Source organism: Streptomyces sp. D2-8 (assembly GCF_023184515.1).
Taxonomy (GTDB): domain Bacteria; phylum Actinomycetota; class Actinomycetes; order Streptomycetales; family Streptomycetaceae; genus Streptomyces.
In genome coordinates, this window is sequence record NZ_JAAHBP010000008.1 from 393,481 (window position 1) to 416,212 (window position 22,732).

Below are 22,732 nucleotides of genomic sequence, written 5' to 3' on the forward strand. Positions count from 1 at the left end.
AGCTCCGTCCATCCGCCGGACGGGGCCCCCGGGGAATGGTGTCAGATCATCGGCGGAGCAGAGGCTGCTGCCCCGACGCTCGTCCCCCGAAACCCGGACCCCGGTGGTCCTGCCGTCGCACGGCGGGACCGCGGTCACCCTGGACTGAGCGGCGACCGCCCCCAACCCTACCGGCCCCTGTGTACGAGGGTCAGTGCTCAGGTGACTCAACAGGCGCCGAAGTGACCAGTTCTGTCAGTACGCCATGACAGTCCTTGGGGTGCAGGAAGGTGATCCGTGACCCCATGGAACCGCGTCGCGGCTCTTCGTACAGCACGCGTACGCCCTTGCCCTTGATCTCCTCGGCGTCACCGTCGACATCTGCCGTACCGAAAGCGATGTGATGGACGCCCTCCCCGTTCTTCGCGAGCCACTTCGCGACGGTGGAGTCCTCGCGGGTGGGCTCCAGGAGCTGTAGGTAGGAGGCGCCGCCGTCGGACGTATCGTTGATCTTGAGCATGGCCTCGCGCACGCCCTGCTCCTCGTTGACCTCGGAGTGGAACACCTCGAAGCCGTAGGTGGCACGGTAGAACTCGACGGTCTTGTCGAGATCGAAACAGGCGATTCCGATGTGGTCGATTCGCGTCAGCATGGATTCAGTGCAGCGCCCCGGAGGTGGTTACGCAACGTGCGCGCGATCACACCGACAGCCCGATGACGGGGTGGAGTACCGGTCAGTACATTCGAAGTAAACCCTCGTTCACTCCTCGGCTGTGCAGCCGGTAAGGGGATCGCAGCTCATGTCTTCTGCTACGACCAGCTCGGTGATCGTCTCGGGGGCGCGTACGCCCATGGGGCGGTTGCTCGGTTCACTGAAGTCCTTCTCCGGAGCCGACCTCGGCGGCTTCGCGATCAAGGCCGCCCTCGACCGTGCGGGGATCGGCGGCGACCAGGTGCAGTACGTGATCATGGGGCAGGTGCTCCAGGCCGGGGCGGGGCAGATCCCGGCCCGCCAGGCCGCGGTCAAGGCCGGCATCCCGATGAACGTGCCGGCGCTGACCGTCAACAAGGTGTGTCTGTCCGGCCTCGACGCCATCGCGCTCGCGGACCAGCTCATCCGCGCGGGTGAGTTCGACGTGGTCGTCGCCGGTGGCCAGGAGTCCATGACCAACGCCCCGCACCTGCTGCCGAAGTCCCGCGAGGGCTTCAAGTACGGCGCGGTCGAGATGCTCGACGCCATGGCCTACGACGGTCTGACCGACTCCTTCGAGGGCGTCGCCATGGGCGAGTCCACGGAGCGGCACAACAGCCGCCTCGGCATCGCGCGGCCCGAGCAGGACGAGATCGCCGCGCTGTCGCACCAGCGGGCCGCCGCGGCCCAGAAGAACGGTCTGTTCGAGGCGGAGATCACGCCCGTCGAGATCCCGCAGCGCAAGGGCGACCCGGTGCTGTTCAGCAAGGACGAGGGGATCCGCGGCGACACCACCGCGGAGTCCCTGGGCAAGCTGCGTCCTGCGTTCGCCAAGGACGGCACGATCACGGCCGGTTCCGCCTCGCAGATCTCCGACGGTGCCGCCGCCGTCGTCGTGATGAGCAAGGCCAAGGCGCAGGAGCTCGGCCTGGAGTGGATCGCCGAGATCGGGGCGCACGGCAACGTGGCCGGGCCGGACAACTCGCTCCAGTCGCAGCCGTCCAACGCGATCCTGCACGCGCTGAAGAAGGAGGGCCTGGAGGTCTCCGACCTCGACCTCATCGAGATCAACGAGGCGTTCGCGGCCGTGGCCGTGCAGTCCATGAAGGACCTCGGGGTGTCCACCGAAAAGGTGAATGTCAACGGTGGCGCCATTGCCCTGGGTCACCCGATCGGGATGTCCGGTGCGCGTCTGGTGCTGCATCTCGCGCTGGAGCTGAAGCGGCGCGGCGGCGGCGTGGGCGCGGCCGCGCTGTGCGGTGGCGGTGGGCAGGGTGACGCGCTGATCGTGCGCGTGCCCAAGGCCTGAGTTTCGGTACGTCCCTTATCTGAACGGAGCTGTGATGCAGGACGTCTCCACGCTGGTGGCCCAGGCCAGGGAGGGGCGGCCGCGGGCCGTGGCCCGGCTGATCTCCCTGGTGGAGGGGGCGTCCCCGCAGCTGCGGGAGGTCATGGCGGCGCTCGCGCCCCTGACGGGCGGGGCGTACGTGGTGGGTCTGACCGGGTCGCCCGGGGTCGGCAAGTCCACGTCGACCTCGGCACTGGTCTCCGCGTACCGCAAGCAGGACAAGCGGGTCGGCGTGCTCGCCGTCGACCCGTCGTCCCCGTTCTCGGGCGGTGCGCTGCTCGGGGACCGGGTGCGGATGTCGGAGCACGCGTCCGACCCGGGTGTGTACATCCGCTCGATGGCGACGCGCGGGCATCTGGGCGGGCTGGCCTGGGCGGCCCCGCAGGCGATCCGCGTCCTGGACGCCGCCGGCTGCGACGTGATCCTGGTCGAGACGGTGGGGGTGGGGCAGTCCGAGGTGGAGATCGCCTCGCAGGCGGACACGTCCGTCGTGCTGCTCGCGCCGGGGATGGGCGACGGGATCCAGGCGGCCAAGGCCGGGATCCTGGAGATCGGCGACGTGTACGTCGTGAACAAGGCGGACCGGGACGGGGCGGATGCGACGGCTCGCGAGCTGAACCACATGCTGGGCCTGGGGGAGTCCCGGGGGCCGGGCGACTGGCGCCCGCCGATCGTGAAGACGGTCGCCGCGCGGGGCGAGGGTGTCGACGAGGTCGTCGAGGCCCTGGAGAAGCACCGGGCCTGGATGGAGGAGCGTGGGGTGCTCGCGGAGCGGCGTCTGTCCCGGGCCTCGCGAGAAGTCGAGACGATCGCGGTGACGGCGCTGCGGGAGCGGATCGGGGACCTGCACGGTGACCGCCGCCTCGGGGCGCTGGCGGAGCGGATCATCGCGGGTGAACTGGATCCTTACCGGGCGGCCGACGAGCTGGTGGCCGGGCTGACGGAGGGCTGAGGCGCTGCGCCTGTTCGCCGGTGGGGGGGCGGGGCCGCGCCGGGGGGTGTCCGTCCTCGGAACGGCGCGATGGGGTCTCACGCCGACTGACTCTCCGTTGACGCGCCAACCGCTGCGGGCGGACACCCCCCGACACGGCCCCTTCTCGCCGTACGCGGGCGCGGGTGCGTCCCGTCCCAGCTGCGGGCATGCGTGCCGCCAGGGGCGGCACGGGTGGGCGCAGCGGCACCTCGCGACGCAGGGTTGCGGTCCCACCCGCCCCAGCCACCCCGCTGCGCGGCGACGCCCCGGCGTCCGCGCGGACGCCGGGGCGAGTGAAGAGGGGCAGCTGCTGATCAGTCCTGGTCGTCCGCGTCGTCGTCCCGGGCGTCGGCGCGGTCCGCCGTGACCTTGCCCGTGGTGAGGTCGACCTTCCAGTCCTGCTCGGCGGCGCCGGACGTGCGGGTCTCGGCCTCCCAGGCCTTGCCCCTGCCGTCCTCGTCCAGGTCGACGGACGTCACCACGCCCTTGCCGGCGGCAGCCTTCGCGGCCTCCTCGGCCGTCACCGAGGAGCCCTTCAGGGCCGCCCGGACCTGGGCCGTGTCGTCCTCGTCGTCGGTGTGCGAGCCAAGAACCCTGCCGTTGGACGGGTCGACGCTCACGCTGTGCCAGGTGTTGTCGCCGGAGAGGACGTCGACCTTCCAGATCACCTTGGCGCTGTCGTCCTCGTCGTCCAGCTCGGCGGAGACGGCCGTGCCGGACGTGTGCTTCAGCGCGGAGGCGATGGCCTCGGACGCGGTCACGTCGGCGGAAGCGGCCCGCGCGTCGTCCCGGCTGTTGTCGTCGTCGCGGTCGTCGCGGTCGTCCTGGTCGTTACGGTCGTCGTCCGCCGACAGCCGCGTGTTCGCCGCCTGCCGCGCCGAGCCACCGTCGTCTCCCGTGGTCGCGAGAGCCGTGGCCGTACCGCCTCCGATCAGAGCGGCGGCGGTCACAGCGGCGATCACGATGTTGCGCTTCATGCGGATTCCTCCCGAGTCGTTTCGTTTTCGACGTCTTCGACTCTGGCTGACCGAGGCTGAGAGGAAGCTGAAGGCCCCTGAAGCGATCTTCAGGTTGGCTTTGCCACTCTTTACCCATGCGCCTGTTGATCGTGGAGGACGAGAAGCGGCTGGCCCTGTCGCTCGCCAGGGGCCTGACGGCCGAGGGGTACGCCGTGGACGTCGTCCACGACGGACGGGAGGGGCTCCACCAGGCCTCGGAGGGCACGTACGACCTGGTCATCCTCGACATCATGCTGCCCGGCCTCAACGGCTACCGGGTCTGCGCCGCCCTGCGCGCCGCCGGGCACGAGGTGCCGATCCTCATGCTGACCGCCAAGGACGGCGAGTACGACGAGGCCGAGGGGCTCGACACCGGCGCGGACGACTATCTGACCAAGCCGTTCTCGTACGTCGTGCTGGTCGCCCGGGTCAAGGCGCTGCTGCGGCGGCGCGGCCAGGGGGCGGGAGCCTCGCCCGTGCATGTGCACGGGGACCTGAAGGTGGACACCGCGGCCCGGCGGGTGTTCCTGGGTGACGACGAGATCGCCCTCACCGCCAAGGAGTTCTCGGTGCTGGAGCAGCTCGTGGTGCGGGCCGGCGAGGTGGTGTCCAAGTCCGAGATCCTGGAGCACGTCTGGGACTTCGCGTACGAGGGTGATCCGAACATCGTCGAGGTGTACGTCAGCACGCTGCGGCGCAAGCTGCGCGCCGGGCTGATCCGGACCGTGCGCGGGGCCGGCTACCGGCTGGATACGTCGCCGTGAGGCGGCTGTTCGGGTCCGTCCGGGCGCGGGCCACGCTGGGGGCGACACTCGTGGTCGCGGTGGCGCTCGTCGCGGCCGGGGCCGCCGTGCTGCTGTCCCTGCGGTCCAACCTGATCGGTGAGGCCGGTACGCAGGCGGAGCGCTCCGCGCGGGCGGTCGCCTCCGAGCTCGCCGCCGGAACGCCGTACGACAAGCTCTCGGGGCTGGACGGCGACGACGGGCCGGTGCAGGTCCTGGACGAGGACGATCGGCTGGTCGCGGCCAGTGAGGATCTGGAGCGGATCAGCGGCACGGACAGCAGCCAGGTGAAGCCGCAGCCGGCCGCGGCCCCGAGCGCGGACGACGATGACGACGCCGACGACGCGGGCGAGGCCCTCGAACCCGGTGAGATCTCCGGGGAGAGCGTCACCCGCAACGGGTCGGCGACGATCGACGGCGAGACGGAGGACTACCGGTTCGCCGCCGTCGAGGTGGAGACCCAGGACCGGGGACACCTCAAGGTCTACGCCGGTTCCCCGCTGGCCGCCGAGCACGGTGCCGTGCGGACCGCGCTGACGGTGATGCTGATCGGGTTCCCGCTGCTGCTCGGTGTCGTCGCGGCCGTGACCTGGCTGGTCACCCGGCGGGCCCTGCGGCCCGTGGAAGGCATCCGGCGCGAGATGGCCGCGATCACCCACTCCGAGGACCTCGCGCGGCGCGTCCCGGAGCCGGACACGCACGACGAGATCGCCCGGCTCGCCAGCACCACCAACGAGACGCTCGCGGCGCTGGAGACGTCCGTGGAGCGGCAGCGGCGGTTCGTCGCCGACGCCTCCCACGAGCTGCGCAGCCCCATCGCCTCGCTGCGGACGCAGCTGGAGGTGGCCGCCGCGCACCCCGATCTGCTGGACCTGGACGGGGCCGTGGAGGACACCGTCCGGCTGCAACGGCTGGCGGCCGATCTGCTGTTGCTCGCCCGGCTGGACGCGGGGGAGCGGCCCAGTGACGCGAAGGTCGACCTCGCGGGGCTCGCCCGGGAGGAGGCCGAGGGGCGGGCCGGTGTCACCGTGGACGCCGAGCCGGTGGAGGTGGCCGGCTCACGGGGGCAGTTGGGGCGGGTGCTCGCCAATCTGCTCGACAACGCCCAGCGGCATGCGCGGTCGGCCGTCACGGTGAGCGTGCGGCGCGAGGGGGACCGGGCCGTGGTCGGGGTGGCCGACGACGGTGACGGGGTGCCCGAGGGCGACCGGGAGCGGATCTTCGAACGGTTCGTCCGGCTGGACGCCGCCCGCAGCCGGGACGACGGCGGAGCCGGGTTGGGGCTCGCCATCGCCCGGGACGTCGCCGTCCGGCACAGGGGCACGCTCACGGCCGGACGGGGGCCCGCAGGCGGAGCCCTGTTCGAACTCCGCCTGCCGCTCGCCTAGCGGGGCTGGTTACGGGCGCCCGCGCTGTCCGCGCAGGTGCTCCGCGATGGGCTTGAGGGCCTTGTCGAGCTCGGTCAGGGCCTCGGGGGACAGCAGGTCGATGAAGTGCCTGCGCACGGACGCCACATGGTGGGGCGCGACCTTCTGCATCGTCGCCATGCCGTGGTCGGTGAGGACCGCGTAGAGCCCCCGGCGGTCCGACTCGCAGTTCTCCCGACGGACCAGGTTCGCGTTCTCCATACGCGTGATCTGGTGCGAGAGGCGGCTCTTGGACTGGAGGGTGGCGGAGGCGAGGTCGCTCATCCGCATCCTCTGGTCCTCGGACTCGGAGAGATTCACCAGGATCTCGTAGTCGTTCATTGTCAGGCCGAACGGCTGCAGGTCCTTCTCGAGCTGGTACGTCAACAGCCTGTTGACCTCCAGGTGGGTGCGCCAGGCGCACTGCTCCGCATCGGTCAGCCAGCGGGTGGCCGTCTCGGTCTCCATGAATGAAGTCTACCTAAAAGGTTGAAAGGCGAACTAGTGAGGGGTGGCGTGTGGCATCGCACGCCTGGCGAACAGCAGTGCGCAGGCGTTCGATGTCACACTCCGCAGACTACCGCTCACAGCCCGAAGCGACGCTGGAGGTCCCCCAGCTGTCCGGGAAGACGCGGTACCCCGGACTGCCCGGCCTGGGGGCTGTGCGCCCCGCCGCCGGGCACGCCGGCCTGGTGCGGAACGGTCCCCGTGACCTGCTCGGCCATCAGGGTCTCGGACGACTGGAGCAACACCGTCCCGGCGCCGACGAACTCGAACTGGTGCTCCTCGCCGGAGGCCCCGCCGAGGCCCGTCAGTGCACGTAGACCGCCCATCACGCCGGTCATGTACCCGTGGTCGTAGTGGTGGCACGGGGAGGGGCAGTCGGCCCAGCCGACCAGGGCCTGGGGGTCGACCCGGATCGGGGGTTCCATGAACACCACCGGCCCGTTCGACGCGGCCACGAACTTTCCGGTTCCGATCAGGGTCAGAAAACCCGGCACGATTGATTGCTTCAGTGACAGAGTTGGCTGAAAAGCGAGGAGGTTGCCCGAGCGAATGGTCAGGTTGCCGTCCTCGAGGTCGTACGAATTGACGTCGAAGGCCCGGTCGGCGAGGAGCATCTTGCCCGAGCCCTCCGCCACGACCCAGTCGCTCGCGTGCAGTGGCGAATGAAAGGACGTGCGGACGAGACGGTCCAGCCGGCCGTGTCCGACGCCGTTGAAGTCGATCGAGCCGTAGTAGGCGATCATCTTCCCCTTCTGCAGGAACCACTGGCTCCCCTTGAGCTCCACGCAGAAGGTGTACGCGTTGACGCTGTCGTCGGGCGGCAGCGTCGCCGGGTCGAAGACCACGGGGCCGGCGCCCGGGGTTCCGTAGGTGCTCACAGCTTCTCCTCCGACGCCTGGACGTACACCGCACCGCTGCCGCTGAGCTCCAGCTGGAACGCCTCGCCCGAGCCGCGGCCCACCATGTCCCGCCAGCCCAGGGCCGTGGACAGCTTGTTGCGGACGTCGCCGTGGTGGGCGACGTAGGCCTGCGGGTCCACATGGACCGGCCGCTGCGGGCTGATCGGGATCTCGATGACGCCGCCGTGGGCCATGACCGCGACGGCCCCGTGGCCCTTCAGCGTCGTCGTGAACAGCCCCTGGCCGCTGACCTGGCCCCGCACCATGCCCATGACGCCGCCCTGTGAGCCCAGGAACATCGTGCCCTGCTGGAGCGAGCCCTCGAAGGCCAGGAGGCGGTCCGCCTCCACGCACAGCGTGTCGCCGGAGAGCCGGATCACCTGGATGTGGTGCCCGCCGTGCCCGAAGAGGACCGTGCCGTTACCCTCGACGGTCATCAGGGGCGTGTCCTCGTCGGCGACCCGGCGGCCGATCATCGACATGATCCCGCCCTGGCCGCCCGCCGTGTTGGGCGTGAAGGACACCTCGCCCTTGTACGCGAGCATCGCGCCGCGCTGACTGAACAGCCGCTGCCCCGGCGTGACCGTCGCCTCGACCATCTTTCCGTTGATCTCCCGGAAGGCCATGTCACACGTCTCCCGCGATCGTGTTCCGCTCGCTCGGCTGCACGTACACCAGCCCGTCCCCCTCGAACCGCATCTGGAAGGCCTCGCCGCCGCCCTCACCGAGCAATGTGCGGAACGTCACACCCGACTGGAAGGACTGCCGGAGATTGCCCTGGTGCGCCACGTACGCCCCCGGGTCGACGGTCAGCGGGTACTGCGCGCTCACCCGCAGCACCACCGCCGGGCCGTCCGACATGATCGCCGCCTGGCCGTGGCCCTCGACGGTCGTCGTGAACAGCCCGTTGCCCTGGGAGGCACCGCGCAGGCCCGTGAACTCCGTCCCCGTGCGCAGCCCGCCGTCGGTCGCGAGCAGGTTGCTCGACTCGACGTAGAGCTTGTCGCCCTGGACGCTGACCAGGTTGATCTCGGACGCGCGGTCCGCGAACCAGCAGGTCCCGCGCCCCTTCACCTCCATCAACGTCATCTGCTCACCGGTCAGCCGCCGGGTCACCATGCCCCGGATGCCCTCGCCGCCGCCGCTGAGCTTCTTGAACGCCATCTCCCCGTCGTACGCGACCATCGAGCCGTTCTTCGCCTTCACGGCGTCTCCGGTCATGTCGACGGCGAGCACCTTGCTGCTCTGAAGTCGGAACATCGCCACGACTGGAAGGTAGCCGCAGGCCGGGCCCCGCGGACAGGGCCCGTGGGTGGAGAACGACCCTGATCGCACCCCTAGGGGCGGTGAGGCGGACCCCGGGCCGGAGTGCCCCCGGCGGTTTGCCACAATGGGTCCGACGCTTGTGCGCGCGTTCACAAACCGTCGGACCCGTGCCAGTCGTCCAGATCGACCAGACCGCCGCGTTACTCCCACCGAAGGTGACCCGTGGACCTCAAGACCGCCACCGCCATCCGCCGCCTCCGCCTGGTCTCGGCCCCCGAGGCGATCTCCTTCCTGCTCCTGCTGGTCTGCTCGGTGCTGAAGCGGACCACGGACTTCAACGCCGTGCCGGTGATGGGAGCGGTACACGGTGCGCTCTTCGTCCTGTACGTGATCTTCTGGGCCGACGCCTGGAACCGGGCGAAGTGGCCGCTGAAGACCGCCGCGCTGTACTTCGTCCTCTCGGTGCTGCCCGCCGGCGGGTTCTTCGCCGAGCGCAGGCTGCGGCGTGAGGCCGAGAGCGCGGTCATCGCGTCCCGCGCGCGCCAGGAGGGCGTGGTGGGCGCGTGATCGTCGCCTTCTCCGTGACGCCGCTCGGGGTCGGTGAGGACGTGGGGGAGTACGTCGCCGACGCCGTGCGGGTGGTGCGTGAATCGGGGCTGCCGAACCGTACCGACGCGATGTTCACCTCCGTGGAAGGAGAGTGGGACGAGGTCATGGACGTCGTCCGGCGCGCGGTCGCCGCGGTCGAGCGGCGGGCCCCCCGGGTCTCCCTCGTCCTCAAGGCGGACATCCGCCCCGGAGTGACCGACGGCCTCACGTCCAAGGTGGAGACCGTGGAGCGGCACCTCGCCGAGTAGGCGCCGAAAGCAGCGGCATGGAGGTCTTCACCCCGCCCTCGGAAAGGGGAGACGTTGATGCCGCACGCCCGAAGGGCGAGACAGGGCTGACCAGCATGTGACCGGCCGGTAGGGTCGGGTTCGTGCCGAAGCCGCTCAGTCTCTCCTTCGATCCGATCGCGCGCGCCGACGAACGCTGGAAGCAGCGCTGGGGAAACGTGCCGTCCATGGCCGCGATCACCTCGATCATGCGCGCCCAGCAGATCCTCCTCGCCGAGGTCGACGCGGTGGTCAGGCCGTACGGGCTGACGTTCGCGCGCTACGAGGCGCTGGTGCTGCTCACCTTCTCCAAGTCCGGCGAGCTGCCGATGTCCAAGATCGGTGAGCGGCTGATGGTGCACCCCACGTCCGTGACGAACACCGTGGACCGGCTGGTGAGGTCGGGTCTGGTCGCCAAGCGGCCCAACCCGAACGACGGCCGCGGCACCCTCGCCAGCATCACCGACAAGGGCCGCGAGGTCGTCGAGGCGGCCACCCGCGACCTGATGGCGATGGACTTCGGGCTCGGGGCGTACGACGCCGAGGAGTGCGCGGAGATCTTCGCGATGCTGCGGCCGCTGCGCGTCTCGGCGGGCGACTTCGAGGAGGAGTGACCCGGGGCAAGATCTGCCGGAACGGGTCGTTACGCTCGACCGCATGAAAAAGAGCGTGCTGACCCGCTATCGCGTGATGGCCTACGTCACCGGCGTGCTGCTGGTCCTGCTGACCTTCGGCATGATCGGCAAGTATGTGCTCGACCTGAACGGCGCGGCCGACTTCACGCGCGTCGTCAGCATCGCGCACGGCTGGCTGTACGTCGTGTACCTGATCTTCGCCTTCGACCTGGGCTCCAAGGCGAAGTGGCCGGTGGCCAAGCAGCTGTGGGTGCTGCTCGCCGGGACGATCCCGACGGCCGCGTTCTTCGTCGAGCGCAGGATCAGCCACGAGCTGGAGGCCCGGATCGCCGAGGACGCGCCCGCGCCCGCCAAGGCGTAACCGCGCACAGGCGCCGTCACCGCCGTACGCGCGCGTACGGCGGTCGTTCTCACCCGTTCGCCAGGTCACTCCCGTCAGCCATCGACATTTACTAGGACGTCCAAGTAAATTCGAAGGTATGGACGCTGACGCCATCGAGGAGGGCCGCCGCCGCTGGCAGGCCCGGTACGACGCCGCGCGCAAGCGCGAGGCCGACTTCACCACGCTCTCCGGCGACCCCGTGGAGCCGGTGTACGGGCCGCGGCCCGGTGACACCTACGACGGGTTCGACCGGATCGGCTGGCCGGGGGAGTACCCCTTCACCCGCGGCCTGTACGCGACCGGCTACCGAGGGCGGACGTGGACCATCCGGCAGTTCGCCGGGTTCGGCAACGCCGAGCAGACCAACGAGCGCTACAAGATGATCCTCCGCAACGGCGGGGGCGGGCTCTCGGTCGCCTTCGACATGCCGACGCTCATGGGCCGTGACTCCGACGACCCGCGCTCGCTCGGCGAGGTCGGGCACTGCGGTGTCGCCATCGACTCGGCGGCCGACATGGAGGTCCTGTTCAAGGACATCCCGCTGGGTGACGTCACGACGTCGATGACCATCAGCGGCCCGGCCGTCCCCGTCTTCTGCATGTACCTGGTCGCCGCCGAACGGCAGGGCGTCGATCCGTCCGTCCTCAACGGCACGCTCCAGACGGACATCTTCAAGGAGTACATCGCCCAGAAGGAGTGGCTCTTCCAGCCCGAGCCGCATCTGCGGCTCATCGGCGACCTCATGGAGCACTGCGCGGCCGGCATTCCCGCGTACAAGCCGCTGTCCGTCTCCGGCTACCACATCCGCGAGGCCGGGTCGACGGCCGCCCAGGAGCTGGCGTACACGCTCGCGGACGGCTTCGGGTACGTCGAGCTGGGCCTGTCGCGCGGGCTGGACGTGGACGTCTTCGCCCCCGGGCTGTCCTTCTTCTTCGACGCGCACCTCGACTTCTTCGAGGAGATCGCCAAGTTCCGCGCGGCGCGGCGGATCTGGGCCCGCTGGATGCGTGACGTCTACGGCGCCACGTCCGAGAAGGCCCAGTGGCTGCGCTTCCACACGCAGACCGCGGGGGTCTCCCTCACCGCGCAGCAGCCGTACAACAACGTCGTACGGACGGCCGTGGAGGCGCTGGCGGCCGTGCTCGGCGGGACGAACTCGCTGCACACCAACGCGCTCGACGAGACGCTGGCGCTGCCGAGCGAGCAGGCGGCGGAGATCGCGCTGCGCACGCAGCAGGTGCTGATGGAGGAGACCGGGGTCGCCAACGTGGCCGACCCGCTGGGCGGTTCCTGGTACGTCGAGCAGCTGACCGACCGGATCGAGGCGGACGCCGAGAAGATCTTCGAGCAGATCAAGGAGCGCGGGCTGCGGGCGCACCCCGACGGGCAGCACCCCATCGGCCCGATCACCTCCGGGATCCTGCGCGGGATCGAGGACGGCTGGTTCACCGGGGAGATCGCCGAGTCGGCGTTCCGGTACCAGCAGGCGCTGGAGAAGGGCGACAAGAGGGTCGTCGGCGTGAACTGTCACGACGGGTCGGTGACCGGGGACCTGGAGATCCTGCGGGTCAGCCACGAGGTGGAGCGCGAGCAGGTCCGGGCTCTGGGCGGGCGGAAGACGGCCCGTGACGACGCGGCGGTTCGTACCGCGCTCGACGCCATGCTGGCCGCCGCCCGCGGCGGAGCCAACATGATCGAGCCGATGCTGGACGCGGTGCGCGCGGAGGCCACGCTCGGGGAGATCTGCGGCGTGCTGCGGGACGAGTGGGGGGTGTACACCGAGCCCGCCGGGTTCTGAGCCAGGGCCTGATTCGAACGAAAGGACCCCTTAGCTGCTCAACCCGTGCAGCAGCACCCTGGTGAAGCTGCGGACCCATTCCTCGTCCGCCGGTTCCGCGCTCACCAGGGTGCGGTGGACCACCGCTCCCGCCACGATGTCGAAGATCAGGTCCACCGTGCGGGCGGACGAGGCGGGGTCCGGCTCCGGGGGGAGTTCGCCCCGCACCTGGGCCCGTGCGCGGCCCTCCAGGACCAGGCGCTTCTGGCGGTCGACGACCGAGGCCCGGATGCGTTCCCGCAGGGCGTCGTCCCGGGTGGCTTCCGCCACCACCGCCATCAGGCCGCTCTTGGCCTCCGGGAGAGCCAGGATCGTGGCGAACTGGAGGACCACGCCCTCGATGTCGGCGGCCAGGGAGCCGCGGTCGGGGAGTTCCAGCTCGTCGAAGAGTTCCGCGACGGCGTCGACGACCAGTTCGTTCTTGCCCGCCCAGCGGCGGTAGAGCGTCGTCTTCGCAACCCCGGCGCGCGTCGCGACGTCTCCCAGGGTGAGCTTGGACCAGCCCAGTTCCACCAGAGCCTCGCGTGTCGCGGCCAGGATCGCGGCGTCCGCCGTGGCGCTGCGCGGACGGCCCGTGCGGCTGGCTGGGCTGCGGCTCTGCATCTCATGACCATAAACCGACGGTTCGTGTGCGGCCGTGAGGGAGATCACCGGGGGGTGGTGTCCCGGCGCCCCGGTGTGGCATTACGCTACGACTCGTAGCGAAAGCCCGTGATGGACGTACACGGGCCTCGGCACACACGGCGTGGGGTGGGGACCCGGCGCCGAAAGGCACCGGACCGGCCTGGCTTTCACACCGTTTTTCACACGCGCGCGCAGTACGGGGGAGGATAGACGCATGCAGCCACGGAACATGTCCATGAGCGGAGTCGTCGACCTCGCCGCGGTGAAGGCGGCCCAGGAGGCCAAGGCGAAGGCGGAGCAGGCGCGCGCGCAGTCAGCCCGGGAGGGCGGGGCGGGGGCGATCTCCCCGGCCGATCTCGTCATCGACGTCGACGAGGCGGGTTTCGAGAGGGACGTCCTGCAGCGTTCCGCCGAAGTGCCCGTCGTCATCGACTTCTGGGCCGAGTGGTGTGAGCCCTGCAAGCAGCTCAGCCCGGTCCTGGAGCGACTGGCCGTCGAGTACAACGGCCGCTTCCTGCTCGCCAAGATCGACGTCGACGCCAATCAGATGCTGATGCAGCAGTTCGGCATCCAGGGAATCCCCGCGGTCTTCGCGGTCGTCGCGGGGCAGGCGCTGCCGCTCTTCCAGGGGGCGGCGGGCGAGGCGCAGATCCGCCAGACCCTGGACCAGCTGGTGCAGGTCGGCGAGCAGCGCTTCGGCCTGACCGGTCTCACCGTCGACCCCGAGGCCCAGCCGGGCGGCGCCCCGGCGGCTCCCGAGCGCCCGGCCGGTCCGCATGACGGGCTCCTCGAGGCCGCCGTGCAGGCGCTGGACTCGGGCGACCTGTCCGGTGCCGTCCAGGCGTACCAGAACGTGCTGAACGAGGACCCGGGCAACGAGGAGGCCAAACTGGGTCTCGCCCAGGCCGAGTTGCTCCAGCGGGTGCAGGGCGTCGACCCGCAGCAGGTGCGCCGCGACGCGGCCGACAAGCCGGCCGACGTGCAGGCGCAGATCGCCGCCGCCGACCTGGATCTGGTGGGCGGCCATGTCGAGGACGCGTTCGGCCGGCTCATCGAGACCGTGCAGCGCACGGTGGGTGACGACCGGGAGACCGTGCGGATGCGGCTGCTGGAGCTGTTCGAGGTCGTCGGACCCGACGATCCCCGCGTGATCGCGGCGCGTCGGGCCCTGGCACGCGCCCTGTTCTGACCAGTCGTTAAACACGCGGGCATGTGGTGCCCGCGTGAAAAGTCTGCCGAGAGAGGGTCACTGCGGCCGCGCTTTACCAAAACTTGGTAATCGCGGCCGCTGTTACTACGAGTAAGTCATGGGCGTTGATCTGTCGGATTCTGTCCACCGATCAACAGCTTTGTGCCGCCGCCCGGCACCACCCTGTGTCGCCGACCGAGACCGATGGGTCGTTGTTCGGTTATCCGGCCGTTACTAGCCAGTAACGAACCCCCTTGTGCGGGCGGCGAGAATGCACCACGATCGGCCACGCTCGGTCCATTCCCGTAACCCGGCAGCCGGTTGGGTCGCGGGACAACCTGGGTCCCCACCGAGCAGAGCCGGCGGCAGTGGCGCCGGCTCTTGGGCAGGGGGGTCTTCGTCCATCCGGCGAAGCCTGTCCAGCAGGGTTGTGCGTGATGCGTGTCAGGCGCGACCAGTGGTTGTCGCTCGGGGGTGATCGCCGGTGATTCGGGCGCAGTTGCGCCGCCGAGTGCAGGCGCTCTCCTTCCCGAGGACGTAGCACTTCTCCCATCCCTGCCCGGCTGAGCCGCACATCGTGGCGAGCCAGGACAGGAGATGTACGTCCGAGAAGGAGGAAATATGGAGTCCCAGGTGCGTGGCGGGACCAGATGGAAGCGGTTCGCTGTGGTCATGGTGCCCAGCGTCGCCGCCACGGCTGCGATAGGTGTCGCCCTCGCGCAGGGCGCTCTCGCCGCGTCGTTCAGTGTCTCCGGGCAGTCGTTCAAGGTCACGACCGACCAGCTCGTCGGTACGGGCTTCTCGCAGTACGGCGCCCTCGATGAGGGATACACGATGGACGGCAAGAAGGCCGTCCACCCGGTCGCCGTCTCGTCGTTCAAGCAGGCGACGATCAAGAACCTGTGCCAGTCGGTCGTCACCCCGAACATTCCGGTGCTCGGGAACGTCAGCCTGATCCTGCGTGCGGGTCAGGGTGCGAAGCCGGTGGAGGCGCAGAACCTCTACATCGACGTCGCCGACCTCAGTGCCGATGCGACGTTCGAGAACATCGACATCGGTGTGGCCGCCAAGGACGCCACCAAGGGTCCGGCCATGCGGAAGGGCGAGTCGGCCAACCCGTACGGCTTCGCCCAGCAGGCGGACAAGGCGACCCTGACCGACGTGAAGCAGACGGCGTGGGCGACCACTGCCGGAACCTTCAAGCTCAGCGGCCTGAAGATGTCGCTGTCGACGGGTGTCAAGGAGTGCTACTAAGCACTCGCTGACGGGCGGGGGAGCCGGTGGCGCCCCCGCCCGTCCACCTTCCGGCCGCGCCTTCACGCGGGGCCCACATCACCACCACAGCAACGCTGTACCAGGGAGCTGTTTTTCCATGAGCGCCGAGACTCCTGCCGCCACCGGCCAGTTCATCGTCCGGAGGCAGCAGTTCCGCGCCTGGCGGGGTGAGCGGCCGTTCTGGGCCGGGCTGTTCGTCCTCCTCAGTGGACTGCCCATCGCCTACTTCCCGTACGCGAACCTCCAGATCGGCCACCTGACGCTGGCGATGGCGACCACCGCGGGTGCCGGATCCCTGATCATCGGCGTGCTGCTCGTCGTACTGGGCGTCAGCCTCTGGTTCCAGAAGCACGTCCGCGTCTTCGCGGGAGTCGCAGCGATCCTGCTGGCGCTGGTGTCCATCCCGGTGTCCAACCTCGGCGGCTTCCTCATCGGCTTCCTTCTCGCCCTCGTGGGCGGGGCGATGGCCGTGGCCTGGGCGCCGGGCGCACGTCCCGCGGGAGAGCCCGCCGCCATGGCCAGCACGGGCACGGGCGGGGCTCCCGAGGCCGCGGACCACGAGACCGCGGTGCCGCGGCCCGTGGACGGGGCGGACGAGCCGAACGATCTGTCAGGAACGAACCCGGCCAACGGGGCGAACGGGAGGCACAGTGCCGGCTGACGAGGTGACCCACGGGGCTGATGTGGAGGCGTCCCGTGTGAGAACCGGGCCGCGCCACGCGGCACCCAAGAAGCCGCTGTTCACCAGGTTCAACAGGCCGACCGGCAAGGCGATAGCCATGGCGGCGATGCCGACGGCCGTGCTCATGGGCATGGGCTTCACGTCGACGCTCGCCATCGCCGACAGCGACAACCCGGTCGCGCCGACGTCGAAGAGCCTGACGGCCGACGAGTACAAGGACTGTGTGGCGGCCCTGGAGGACTCCGACAAGGATTCCAAGGGCGACGAGTCCGCCTCGCCCACGCCGTCCCCCTCGGCGAGCGACGGCGCGACGGACGGGAAGGACGATCAGGGCGACACGGCCCCGAAGCCGTCCCCCTCGGGTGGTACGGACGCGGACAACGGCGGTTCCTCCTCGTCGGATTCAGGTGCCGACGACGAGGCCGAGCCGAAGCCGACCCCGTCCACGAGCGCGCCCGCCACGGGCGGCGACGACGCGTCCGCCACTCCGTCCCCCTCGCCGTCCGAGAGCGGCGGCAACATCCTGGAGGACATCGGCGACGCGATCGGCGGCATCTTCAACGGCGGAAACGGCGGGAACACGGACGGGGCGAGCCCCAGTCCGACCCCGTCCGCCTCCGCGTCGACGAGCACCGAGGAGCCGGCCGAGGACGCCTCCGACGCCGTGAAGGACACGACCGACAAGGTCACCGGCACGGTCGAGGACACCGCCAAGGACACCACCGACAAGGCGTCCGAGACGGCCGAGGACACCGGCAAGACGGTGGAGGACACCACCGAGGCCGTCGAGAAGGCGGCCGAGGAGACGGCGGAGAAGGCGCAGGAGGCCACCGCCTCGCCGAGCCCCTCCCCGAGCGCCACCACGGACCCCGACGACTGCCCGGCGGCCACCGAAGCCGAGGGCGGCGTCGACAACAAGGTGCCGCTGCCCGACGACCCGTGGTTCCTCAACGCCAGCTCGCTGACGCTGAAGGGCGCCGACTACAAGGGCATCGTCGAGGTGCGGACCGCCGACGGCACCGTCAAGAAGGTGCTGAAGTACGTCATATCCGGCGGCACCGACATCGGCGACCTGCACCAGACCGTCAAGGACAAGCAGTCCGGCAAGACCTACCACGTGCAGGCGGCCAAGGGCTCGACGTCCACGATCACCGGTGGCGACACCGTGATGTACACGGAGAGCATCTCCGGCAATCTGCTCGGGCTGATCCCGATCACGTTCGACCCGGAGCACCCGCCGCCGCTGAACATCCCGCTGATCTACTTCACCAACGTGAAGGTCCAGCAGGCCGGCCAGTTCGGCGGGACCCTGCACGTGCCCGGGCTGCACAACTTCGTCACCGACTGAGCGCCCCTCAGAGCCCGTTCGGGAGCCGCACACACGGAGGGCGCCCCCTGGAGAACCCAGGGGGCGCCCTCCGTACCGTTCGCGGGCCTTCACGGCCCCTCACGGCTCTTCGCCGATCAGCCCTTGGCCTCGCCCAGGTGGTGGACCCGCACCATGTTGGTGGTGCCGGGCACGCCGGGGGGCGAACCGGCGGTGATGACCACGATGTCGCCGTCGTTGAAGCGGTTCAGCTTCACCAGCTCCTGCTCCACCAGGTCGACCATCTCGTCGGTGCTGTTGACGAACGGCACCACGTGCGGCTCCACGCCCCAGCTCAGCGCCATCTGGTTACGGGTGCCCTCGTCGGTGGTGAAGGCGATGATCGGCTGCTGCGCGCGATAGCGGGACAGGCGGCGGGCGGTGTCGCCGGACTGCGTGAAGGCCACCAGGCCCCGGCCGCCGAGGAAGTCGGCGATCTCGCAGGCCGCGCGGGCCACCGAACCGCCCTGCGTCCGCGGCTTCTTGCCCGGGACGAGCGGCTGGAGCCCCTTGGACATCAGCTCCTGCTCGGCCGCGTTGACGATCTTCGACATCGTCTTGACGGTCTCGACCGGGTACGCGCCCACGCTCGACTCGGCGGACAGCATGACCGCGTCGGCGCCGTCCAGGATCGCGTTGGCCACGTCGGAGGCCTCGGCGCGGGTCGGACGGGAGTTGGTGATCATCGACTCCATCATCTGGGTCGCCACGATCACCGGCTTGGCGTTGCGCCGGCACAGCTCGATCAGGCGCTTCTGCACCATGGGGACCTTCTCGAGCGGGTACTCGACGGCCAGGTCACCGCGGGCGACCATCACACCGTCGAACGCCATCACGACGTCCTCCATGTTCTGCACCGCCTGCGGCTTCTCCACCTTGGCGATGACCGGGACGCGGCGGCCCTCCTCGTCCATGATGCGGTGCACGTCCGCGACGTCCTTGGCGTCCCGGACGAACGACAGCGCGACCAGGTCGCAGCCCATGCGGAGCGCGAAGCGGAGGTCGTCGATGTCCTTCTCGGACAGGGCCGGCACGTTGACGGCCGCGCCGGGCAGGTTGATGCCCTTGTGGTCGGAGATGACGCCGCCCTCGATGACGATCGTCTTGACCCGGTGGCCCGCGACCTCGGTGACCTTCAGCTCGACGTTGCCGTCGTTGATGAGGATCTGGTCGCCGTGGGAGACGTCCCCGGGCAGGCCCTTGTAGGTCGTCCCGCAGATCGTCTTGTCGCCCGGGACGTCTTCGGTGGTGATGGTGAACTCGTCACCGCGCACCAGCTCCACGGGACCCTCGGCGAAGGTCTCCAGACGGATCTTCGGGCCCTGGAGGTCGGCGAGGACACCGATGGCCCGGCCGGTCTCCTTGGCGGCGGCACGGACCCGGTCGTACCGGCCCTGGTGCTCGGCGTGCGAGCCGTGGCTGAAGTTGAAGCGGGCCACGTTCATGCCGGCTTCGATCAACGCGACAAGCTGATCGTGGGAGTCGACCGCGGGGCCGAGAGTACAGACGATTTTCGAACGGCGCATGGGGGCGATCCTATCGGTTTGTTTCGCAACGGAATATTCCGTCTGGCGGAAAATACAAAAGGGCGGGATGCCGCTCAGGTGTGATTCCCCGAACCAATTACCAGCGCGTAGGTCTGTGTCGCGATCTCCAATTCCTCGTCAGTGGGCACCACCGCCACCGCGACCCGGGCGCCCTCGGGCGAGATCAGCCGCGCCTCGTCGCCGCGCACGGCGTTGCGCTCGCCGTCCACCGCCAGGCCCAGCTCCTCCAGACCCGCCAGGGCGGCCGCCCGCACGGGAGCCGCGTTCTCCCCGACACCGGCGGTGAAGGCCACCGCGTCCACCCGCCCGAGCACGGCGTAATAGGCGCCGATGTACTTCTTCAGCCGGTGAATGTAGATGTCGAACGCCAGCTCCGCCTGCTCGTCGCCCGCGTCGACGCGGCGGCGGATCTCCCTCATGTCGTTGTCGCCGCACAGACCGATCAGACCGCTCTTCTTGTTGAGAAGAGTGTCGATCTCGTCGGCGGACATTCCACCAACACGCATCAAATGGAAGATGACGGCCGGGTCCATGTCTCCGGAGCGCGTACCCATCACGAGCCCCTCCAAAGGCGTCAGTCCCATGGAGGTGTCCACGCAACGACCGCCCCTGACGGCCGAGGCCGACGCCCCGTTGCCCAGGTGCAGCACGATCACGTTGGTCTCGGAGGGGTCCTTGCCCAGCAGCTCGGCGGTGGCGCGGGAGACGTAGGCGTGCGAGGTGCCGTGGAAGCCGTAGCGCCGGATGCGGTGCTCGTCGGCCGTCTGCACGTCGATCGCGTAGCGGGCGGCCGACTCCGGCATCGTCGTGTGGAACGCGGTGTCGAAGACGGCGACCTGCGGCAGGTCGGGCCGCAGCGCCCGGGCCGTGCGGATCCCGGTGAGGTTGGCCGGGTTGTGCAGCGGGGCGACCGGGATGAGCCGCTCGATCTCGGCGAGCACGGCGTCGTCGATCACGGTCGGCTCGGTGAAGGACTTGCCGCCGTGCACCACCCGGTGCCCGATCGCGGCCAGTTCGGGCGAGTCCAGCCCGAGGCCGTCCTTGGCGAGCTCCTCGGCCACGGCCTTCAGGGCGGCGTCGTGGTCGGCGATCGCCCCGCCGCGCTCCCGGCTCCCACCGCCGGCCGGGGTGTGCTTCAGCCGGGAGGACTGCTCGCCGATGCGCTCGACCAGGCCCACCGCCAGCCGGCTGCTGTCGCGCATGTCGAGCAGCTGGTACTTCACCGACGAGGAGCCGGAGTTGAGGACGAGGACACGGGTGGGGCTCACTGGGCGGTCGCCTTCTCGCTCGGGGACGGGGCGGGGGTCTGGGCCTGGATCGCCGTGATGGCGACGGTGTTGACGATGTCCTGGACGAGGGCGCCCCGGGACAGGTCGTTGACCGGCTTGCGCAGACCCTGGAGCACCGGGCCGACGGCGATCGCGCCGGCCGAGCGCTGCACGGCCTTGTAGGTGTTGTTGCCGGTGTTCAGGTCGGGGAAGATCAGCACGCTCGCCTGCCCGGCGACCTCGGAGCCGGGCAGCTTGGTCGCCGCGACGGACGGCTCCACGGCGGCGTCGTACTGGATCGGGCCCTCGATCTTGAGGTCGGGCCGGCGCGTGCGGACGAGCTCGGTGGCCTCGCGCACCTTGTCGACGTCGGCGCCCGAGCCCGAGGTGCCGGTGGAGTACGACAGCATCGCGATCCGCGGCTCCACACCGAACTGCCCGGCCGTGGCCGCCGCCTGGATGGCGATGTCGGCGAGCTGCACGGCGTTCGGGTCCGGGTTGACCGCGCAGTCGCCGTAGACGAGGACCTTGTCGGCCAGGCACATGAAGAACACCGACGAGACGATGTCGGCGTCCGGCTTGGTCTTGATGATCTCGAAGGCCGGGCGGATGGTCGCGGCCGTGGAGTGCACCGAGCCCGACACCATGCCGTCGGCGAGGCCCTCCTGGACCATCAGCGTGCCGAAGTAGTTCACGTCGGAGACGACGTCGTAGGCCAGCTCCACGGTGACGCCCCGGTGGGCGCGCAGGGCGGCGTACTGCTCGGCGAAGGCGTCCCGCAGGTCGGAGGTGGCCGGGTCGATCAGCTGGGACTCGCCGAGGTCCACGCCGAGGTCGGCGGCCTTCTTGCGGATCTGGTCGACCGGGCCGAGCAGGGTCAGCTCGCACACGCCCCGGCGCAGCAGCACCTCGGCGGCGTGCAGCACGCGCTCCTCGGTGCCCTCGGGCAGGACGACCCGGCGCAGGTCGGAGCGGGCCTGCTCCAGCAGCTTGTGCTCGAACATCATCGGCGTGACGCGGTCGCTGCTGGGAGCGGAGACGCGGCGCGCGAGGTCGGCGGTGTCGGCGTATCGCTCGAACAGGCCGAGGGCCCGCTCGGCCTTGCGCGGGGTGGCCGCGTTGAGCTTGCCCTCCAGGGAGAACAGCTGCTCGGCGGTGGGGAAGCTGGTGCCGGCCACCGACAGCACGGGAGTGCCGGGGGCGAGGCGGTCGGCGAGGGTGAGGATGTCGGTGCCGGGCACCTCGTCCAGGGTGAGCAGCACGCCCGCTATCGGCGGGGTGCCGGCGCTGTGCGCGGCGAGCGCGCCGACGACCAGGTCGGCCCGGTCGCCCGGGGTGATGACGAGGCAGCCCGGGGTCAGGGCGCCCAGGAAGGTCGGCAGCATCGCGCCGCCGAAGACGAAGCCGAGCACGTCCCGGGCCAGGCCCGAGTCGTCGCCGAGCACCACCTTGGCGCCGAGGGTGTGGCCGATCTGCGAGACGGTCGGGGCGGACAGCGCGGGCTCGTCGGGCAGGACGTAACAGGGCACGGGCAGCCGGGAGTCGAGCTGGCCGGCGATCTCGTCGCGGTCCTCGCGGGCCACCCGGTTGGCGACCATGGCCAGGACGTCGCAGCCCAGGGTGTCGTAGGCGCGGTAGGCGTTGCGGGTCTCGGCGAGCACGGACTCGACGGTCTGCTTGCGGCCGCCGACGACCGGGATCACGGACGCGCCGAACTCGTTCGCCAGCCGGGCGTTGAGTGACAACTCGTCCGGGAGCTGGGTGCCGGCGTAGTCGGTACCGAGGACCAGGACGACGTCGTAGTCCCGGGCGACCAGGTGGAAGCGGTCGACGAGGGTGGACACCAGCTCGTCGGTGCCGGCCTCGGCCTGGAGGGCGGACGCCTCGTGGTAGTCCATGCCGTAGACGGTCGCCGGGTCCTGGGTGAGCCGGTAGCGGGCGCGCAGCAGCTCGAAGAGGCGGTCGGGGCCGTCGTGGACCAGGGGCCGGAACACACCGACCCGGTCGACCTGCCGGGTGAGGAGCTCCATGACCCCCAGTTCCACGACTTGGCGTCCGTCGCCGCGGTCGATGCCGGTCACGTACACGCTGCGGGTCACGCGCGCTCTCCGTTTCGTCTCGGTGCCGTCTTGTGTCGTCTTGCCGTGAGGGGGCAGATCAAGCCAGGGCACAAAAATCGCCCACCGAGGTGAGCAGAACCCTC

Annotated in this window: 23 protein-coding genes; 13 read left to right on the forward strand and 10 right to left on the reverse strand. The window is 70.1% G+C overall.

Annotation, left to right across the window (positions count from 1 at the left end):
- Positions 1 to 190: 190 nt before the first annotated feature.
- A complete protein-coding gene (mce, locus tag G3I77_RS17790) occupies positions 191 to 631 on the reverse strand; it encodes a methylmalonyl-CoA epimerase (RefSeq protein ID WP_142159402.1) in 441 nt (146 codons plus the stop codon).
- Positions 632 to 779: 148 nt separating this feature from the next.
- Here mce and G3I77_RS17795 point away from each other — a divergent pair, with 148 nt between their 5' ends.
- Both G3I77_RS17795 and meaB read left to right on the forward strand, forming a co-directional pair.
- A complete protein-coding gene (locus G3I77_RS17795; protein ID WP_248504861.1) occupies positions 780 to 1,979 on the forward strand; it encodes an acetyl-CoA C-acetyltransferase in 1,200 nt (399 codons plus the stop codon).
- A 34-nt stretch (positions 1,980 to 2,013) separates the two neighbouring features.
- Complete coding sequence (meaB, locus tag G3I77_RS17800) at positions 2,014 to 2,970, forward strand: methylmalonyl Co-A mutase-associated GTPase MeaB (RefSeq protein ID WP_248504863.1); 957 nt, start codon at positions 2,014 to 2,016, stop codon at positions 2,968 to 2,970.
- A gap of 335 nt (positions 2,971 to 3,305) precedes the next feature.
- Here meaB and G3I77_RS17805 read toward each other — a convergent pair whose 3' ends face one another.
- Positions 3,306 to 3,968: a PepSY domain-containing protein gene (locus G3I77_RS17805; RefSeq protein ID WP_248504865.1), complete on the reverse strand. Its 663-nt coding sequence runs from the start codon at positions 3,966 to 3,968 to the stop codon at positions 3,306 to 3,308.
- A gap of 116 nt (positions 3,969 to 4,084) precedes the next feature.
- Between G3I77_RS17805 and G3I77_RS17810 the strand changes: the two genes are divergently transcribed.
- The gene (locus tag G3I77_RS17810) at positions 4,085 to 4,753 is read left to right on the forward strand and encodes a response regulator transcription factor (protein ID WP_248504868.1); all 669 of its coding nucleotides are present in this window, start codon (positions 4,085 to 4,087) and stop codon (positions 4,751 to 4,753) included.
- Positions 4,750 to 6,159 carry an ATP-binding protein gene (locus tag G3I77_RS17815; protein WP_248504869.1) on the forward strand — a complete coding sequence of 470 codons (1,410 nt, stop codon included), beginning with the start codon at positions 4,750 to 4,752 and terminating at the stop codon, positions 6,157 to 6,159. The genes G3I77_RS17810 and G3I77_RS17815 overlap by 4 nt, the downstream gene beginning before the upstream one ends.
- 9 nt (positions 6,160 to 6,168) lie before the next feature.
- On the opposite strand, the gene G3I77_RS17820 is transcribed toward G3I77_RS17815, so the two are convergent.
- From G3I77_RS17820 to G3I77_RS17835, 4 genes are all read right to left on the reverse strand, one after another.
- Positions 6,169 to 6,645: a MarR family winged helix-turn-helix transcriptional regulator gene (locus tag G3I77_RS17820; RefSeq protein ID WP_184590382.1), complete on the reverse strand. Its 477-nt coding sequence runs from the start codon at positions 6,643 to 6,645 to the stop codon at positions 6,169 to 6,171.
- Positions 6,646 to 6,761: 116 nt separating this feature from the next.
- Positions 6,762 to 7,562: an AIM24 family protein gene (locus G3I77_RS17825; protein ID WP_248504871.1), complete on the reverse strand. Its 801-nt coding sequence runs from the start codon at positions 7,560 to 7,562 to the stop codon at positions 6,762 to 6,764.
- Positions 7,559 to 8,209, reverse strand: coding sequence for an AIM24 family protein (locus G3I77_RS17830; protein WP_248504873.1), 651 nt, complete (start codon positions 8,207 to 8,209; stop codon positions 7,559 to 7,561). Before G3I77_RS17830 ends, G3I77_RS17825 begins: the two co-directional genes overlap by 4 nt.
- A 1-nt stretch (position 8,210) precedes the next feature.
- Entirely contained in the window at positions 8,211 to 8,843 is a 633-nt protein-coding gene (locus tag G3I77_RS17835) for an AIM24 family protein (protein WP_102911820.1), read from the reverse strand.
- Between the two features lie 228 nt (positions 8,844 to 9,071).
- Here G3I77_RS17835 and G3I77_RS17840 point away from each other — a divergent pair, with 228 nt between their 5' ends.
- The 5 genes from G3I77_RS17840 (at position 9,072) to G3I77_RS17860 (ending at position 12,539) form a co-directional block, all read left to right on the forward strand.
- Positions 9,072 to 9,416 carry a DUF3817 domain-containing protein gene (locus tag G3I77_RS17840; RefSeq protein ID WP_248504875.1) on the forward strand — a complete coding sequence of 115 codons (345 nt, stop codon included), beginning with the start codon at positions 9,072 to 9,074 and terminating at the stop codon, positions 9,414 to 9,416.
- Positions 9,413 to 9,706: an MTH1187 family thiamine-binding protein gene (locus G3I77_RS17845; protein WP_030854324.1), complete on the forward strand. Its 294-nt coding sequence runs from the start codon at positions 9,413 to 9,415 to the stop codon at positions 9,704 to 9,706. The genes G3I77_RS17840 and G3I77_RS17845 overlap by 4 nt, the downstream gene beginning before the upstream one ends.
- A gap of 122 nt (positions 9,707 to 9,828) precedes the next feature.
- Positions 9,829 to 10,338, forward strand: a complete 510-nt coding sequence (locus G3I77_RS17850) for a MarR family transcriptional regulator (RefSeq protein ID WP_248504876.1) — start codon at positions 9,829 to 9,831, stop codon at positions 10,336 to 10,338.
- 43 nt (positions 10,339 to 10,381) lie between these two features.
- On the forward strand, positions 10,382 to 10,720 hold the full coding sequence (locus G3I77_RS17855) for a DUF3817 domain-containing protein (protein WP_248504878.1): 339 nt from the start codon (positions 10,382 to 10,384) through the stop codon (positions 10,718 to 10,720).
- A 118-nt stretch (positions 10,721 to 10,838) separates the two neighbouring features.
- Positions 10,839 to 12,539 (forward strand): methylmalonyl-CoA mutase, encoded by a 1,701-nt coding sequence (locus G3I77_RS17860; protein WP_248504880.1) that lies wholly within the window; start codon positions 10,839 to 10,841, stop codon positions 12,537 to 12,539.
- Positions 12,540 to 12,569: 30 nt separating this feature from the next.
- Here G3I77_RS17860 and G3I77_RS17865 read toward each other — a convergent pair whose 3' ends face one another.
- Positions 12,570 to 13,181 (reverse strand): TetR/AcrR family transcriptional regulator, encoded by a 612-nt coding sequence (locus G3I77_RS17865; RefSeq protein WP_248504881.1) that lies wholly within the window; start codon positions 13,179 to 13,181, stop codon positions 12,570 to 12,572.
- A gap of 235 nt (positions 13,182 to 13,416) precedes the next feature.
- On the opposite strand from G3I77_RS17865, the gene G3I77_RS17870 reads away from it, so the two are divergent.
- From G3I77_RS17870 to G3I77_RS17885, 4 genes are all read left to right on the forward strand, one after another.
- Positions 13,417 to 14,391, forward strand: coding sequence for a tetratricopeptide repeat protein (locus G3I77_RS17870; protein ID WP_248504882.1), 975 nt, complete (start codon positions 13,417 to 13,419; stop codon positions 14,389 to 14,391).
- A 621-nt stretch (positions 14,392 to 15,012) separates the two neighbouring features.
- Entirely contained in the window at positions 15,013 to 15,645 is a 633-nt protein-coding gene (locus G3I77_RS17875) for a DUF6230 family protein (protein ID WP_248504883.1), read from the forward strand.
- Positions 15,646 to 15,763: 118 nt separating this feature from the next.
- The gene (locus G3I77_RS17880; protein WP_248504884.1) at positions 15,764 to 16,327 is read left to right on the forward strand and encodes a DUF6114 domain-containing protein; all 564 of its coding nucleotides are present in this window, start codon (positions 15,764 to 15,766) and stop codon (positions 16,325 to 16,327) included.
- The gene (locus tag G3I77_RS17885; protein WP_248504885.1) at positions 16,317 to 17,696 is read left to right on the forward strand and encodes a hypothetical protein; all 1,380 of its coding nucleotides are present in this window, start codon (positions 16,317 to 16,319) and stop codon (positions 17,694 to 17,696) included. Before G3I77_RS17880 ends, G3I77_RS17885 begins: the two co-directional genes overlap by 11 nt.
- 116 nt (positions 17,697 to 17,812) lie before the next feature.
- Here G3I77_RS17885 and pyk read toward each other — a convergent pair whose 3' ends face one another.
- The 3 genes from pyk to pta form a co-directional block, all read right to left on the reverse strand.
- On the reverse strand, positions 17,813 to 19,240 hold the full coding sequence (gene pyk, locus G3I77_RS17890) for a pyruvate kinase (protein ID WP_248504887.1): 1,428 nt from the start codon (positions 19,238 to 19,240) through the stop codon (positions 17,813 to 17,815).
- Positions 19,241 to 19,314: 74 nt separating this feature from the next.
- On the reverse strand, positions 19,315 to 20,529 hold the full coding sequence (locus tag G3I77_RS17895; RefSeq protein ID WP_248504889.1) for an acetate kinase: 1,215 nt from the start codon (positions 20,527 to 20,529) through the stop codon (positions 19,315 to 19,317).
- Complete coding sequence (gene pta / locus G3I77_RS17900; RefSeq protein WP_248504891.1) at positions 20,526 to 22,628, reverse strand: phosphate acetyltransferase; 2,103 nt, start codon at positions 22,626 to 22,628, stop codon at positions 20,526 to 20,528. The genes G3I77_RS17895 and pta overlap by 4 nt, the downstream gene beginning before the upstream one ends.
- Between the last annotated feature and the right edge of the window lie 104 nt (positions 22,629 to 22,732).

Bases quoted from the DNA above. Each gene is read 5' to 3' on its own strand.
- G3I77_RS17855 (WP_248504878.1), top strand. From the start codon at position 10,382: ATGAAAAAGAGCGTGCTGACCCGCTATCGCGTGATGGCCTACGTCACC.
- G3I77_RS17880 (WP_248504884.1), top strand. From the start codon at position 15,764: ATGAGCGCCGAGACTCCTGCCGCCACCGGCCAGTTCATCGTCCGGAGG.
- G3I77_RS17875 (WP_248504883.1), top strand. From the start codon at position 15,013: ATGGAGTCCCAGGTGCGTGGCGGGACCAGATGGAAGCGGTTCGCTGTG.
- G3I77_RS17860 (WP_248504880.1), top strand. From the start codon at position 10,839: ATGGACGCTGACGCCATCGAGGAGGGCCGCCGCCGCTGGCAGGCCCGG.
- G3I77_RS17865 (WP_248504881.1), bottom strand. From the start codon at position 13,181: ATGCAGAGCCGCAGCCCAGCCAGCCGCACGGGCCGTCCGCGCAGCGCC.
- G3I77_RS17805 (WP_248504865.1), bottom strand. From the start codon at position 3,968: ATGAAGCGCAACATCGTGATCGCCGCTGTGACCGCCGCCGCTCTGATC.
- G3I77_RS17795 (WP_248504861.1), top strand. From the start codon at position 780: ATGTCTTCTGCTACGACCAGCTCGGTGATCGTCTCGGGGGCGCGTACG.
- G3I77_RS17810 (WP_248504868.1), top strand. From the start codon at position 4,085: ATGCGCCTGTTGATCGTGGAGGACGAGAAGCGGCTGGCCCTGTCGCTC.
- meaB (WP_248504863.1), top strand. From the start codon at position 2,014: ATGCAGGACGTCTCCACGCTGGTGGCCCAGGCCAGGGAGGGGCGGCCG.
- G3I77_RS17870 (WP_248504882.1), top strand. From the start codon at position 13,417: ATGCAGCCACGGAACATGTCCATGAGCGGAGTCGTCGACCTCGCCGCG.
- G3I77_RS17835 (WP_102911820.1), bottom strand. From the start codon at position 8,843: ATGTTCCGACTTCAGAGCAGCAAGGTGCTCGCCGTCGACATGACCGGA.
- mce (WP_142159402.1), bottom strand. From the start codon at position 631: ATGCTGACGCGAATCGACCACATCGGAATCGCCTGTTTCGATCTCGAC.
- pyk (WP_248504887.1), bottom strand. From the start codon at position 19,240: ATGCGCCGTTCGAAAATCGTCTGTACTCTCGGCCCCGCGGTCGACTCC.
- G3I77_RS17830 (WP_248504873.1), bottom strand. From the start codon at position 8,209: ATGGCCTTCCGGGAGATCAACGGAAAGATGGTCGAGGCGACGGTCACG.
- G3I77_RS17820 (WP_184590382.1), bottom strand. From the start codon at position 6,645: ATGGAGACCGAGACGGCCACCCGCTGGCTGACCGATGCGGAGCAGTGC.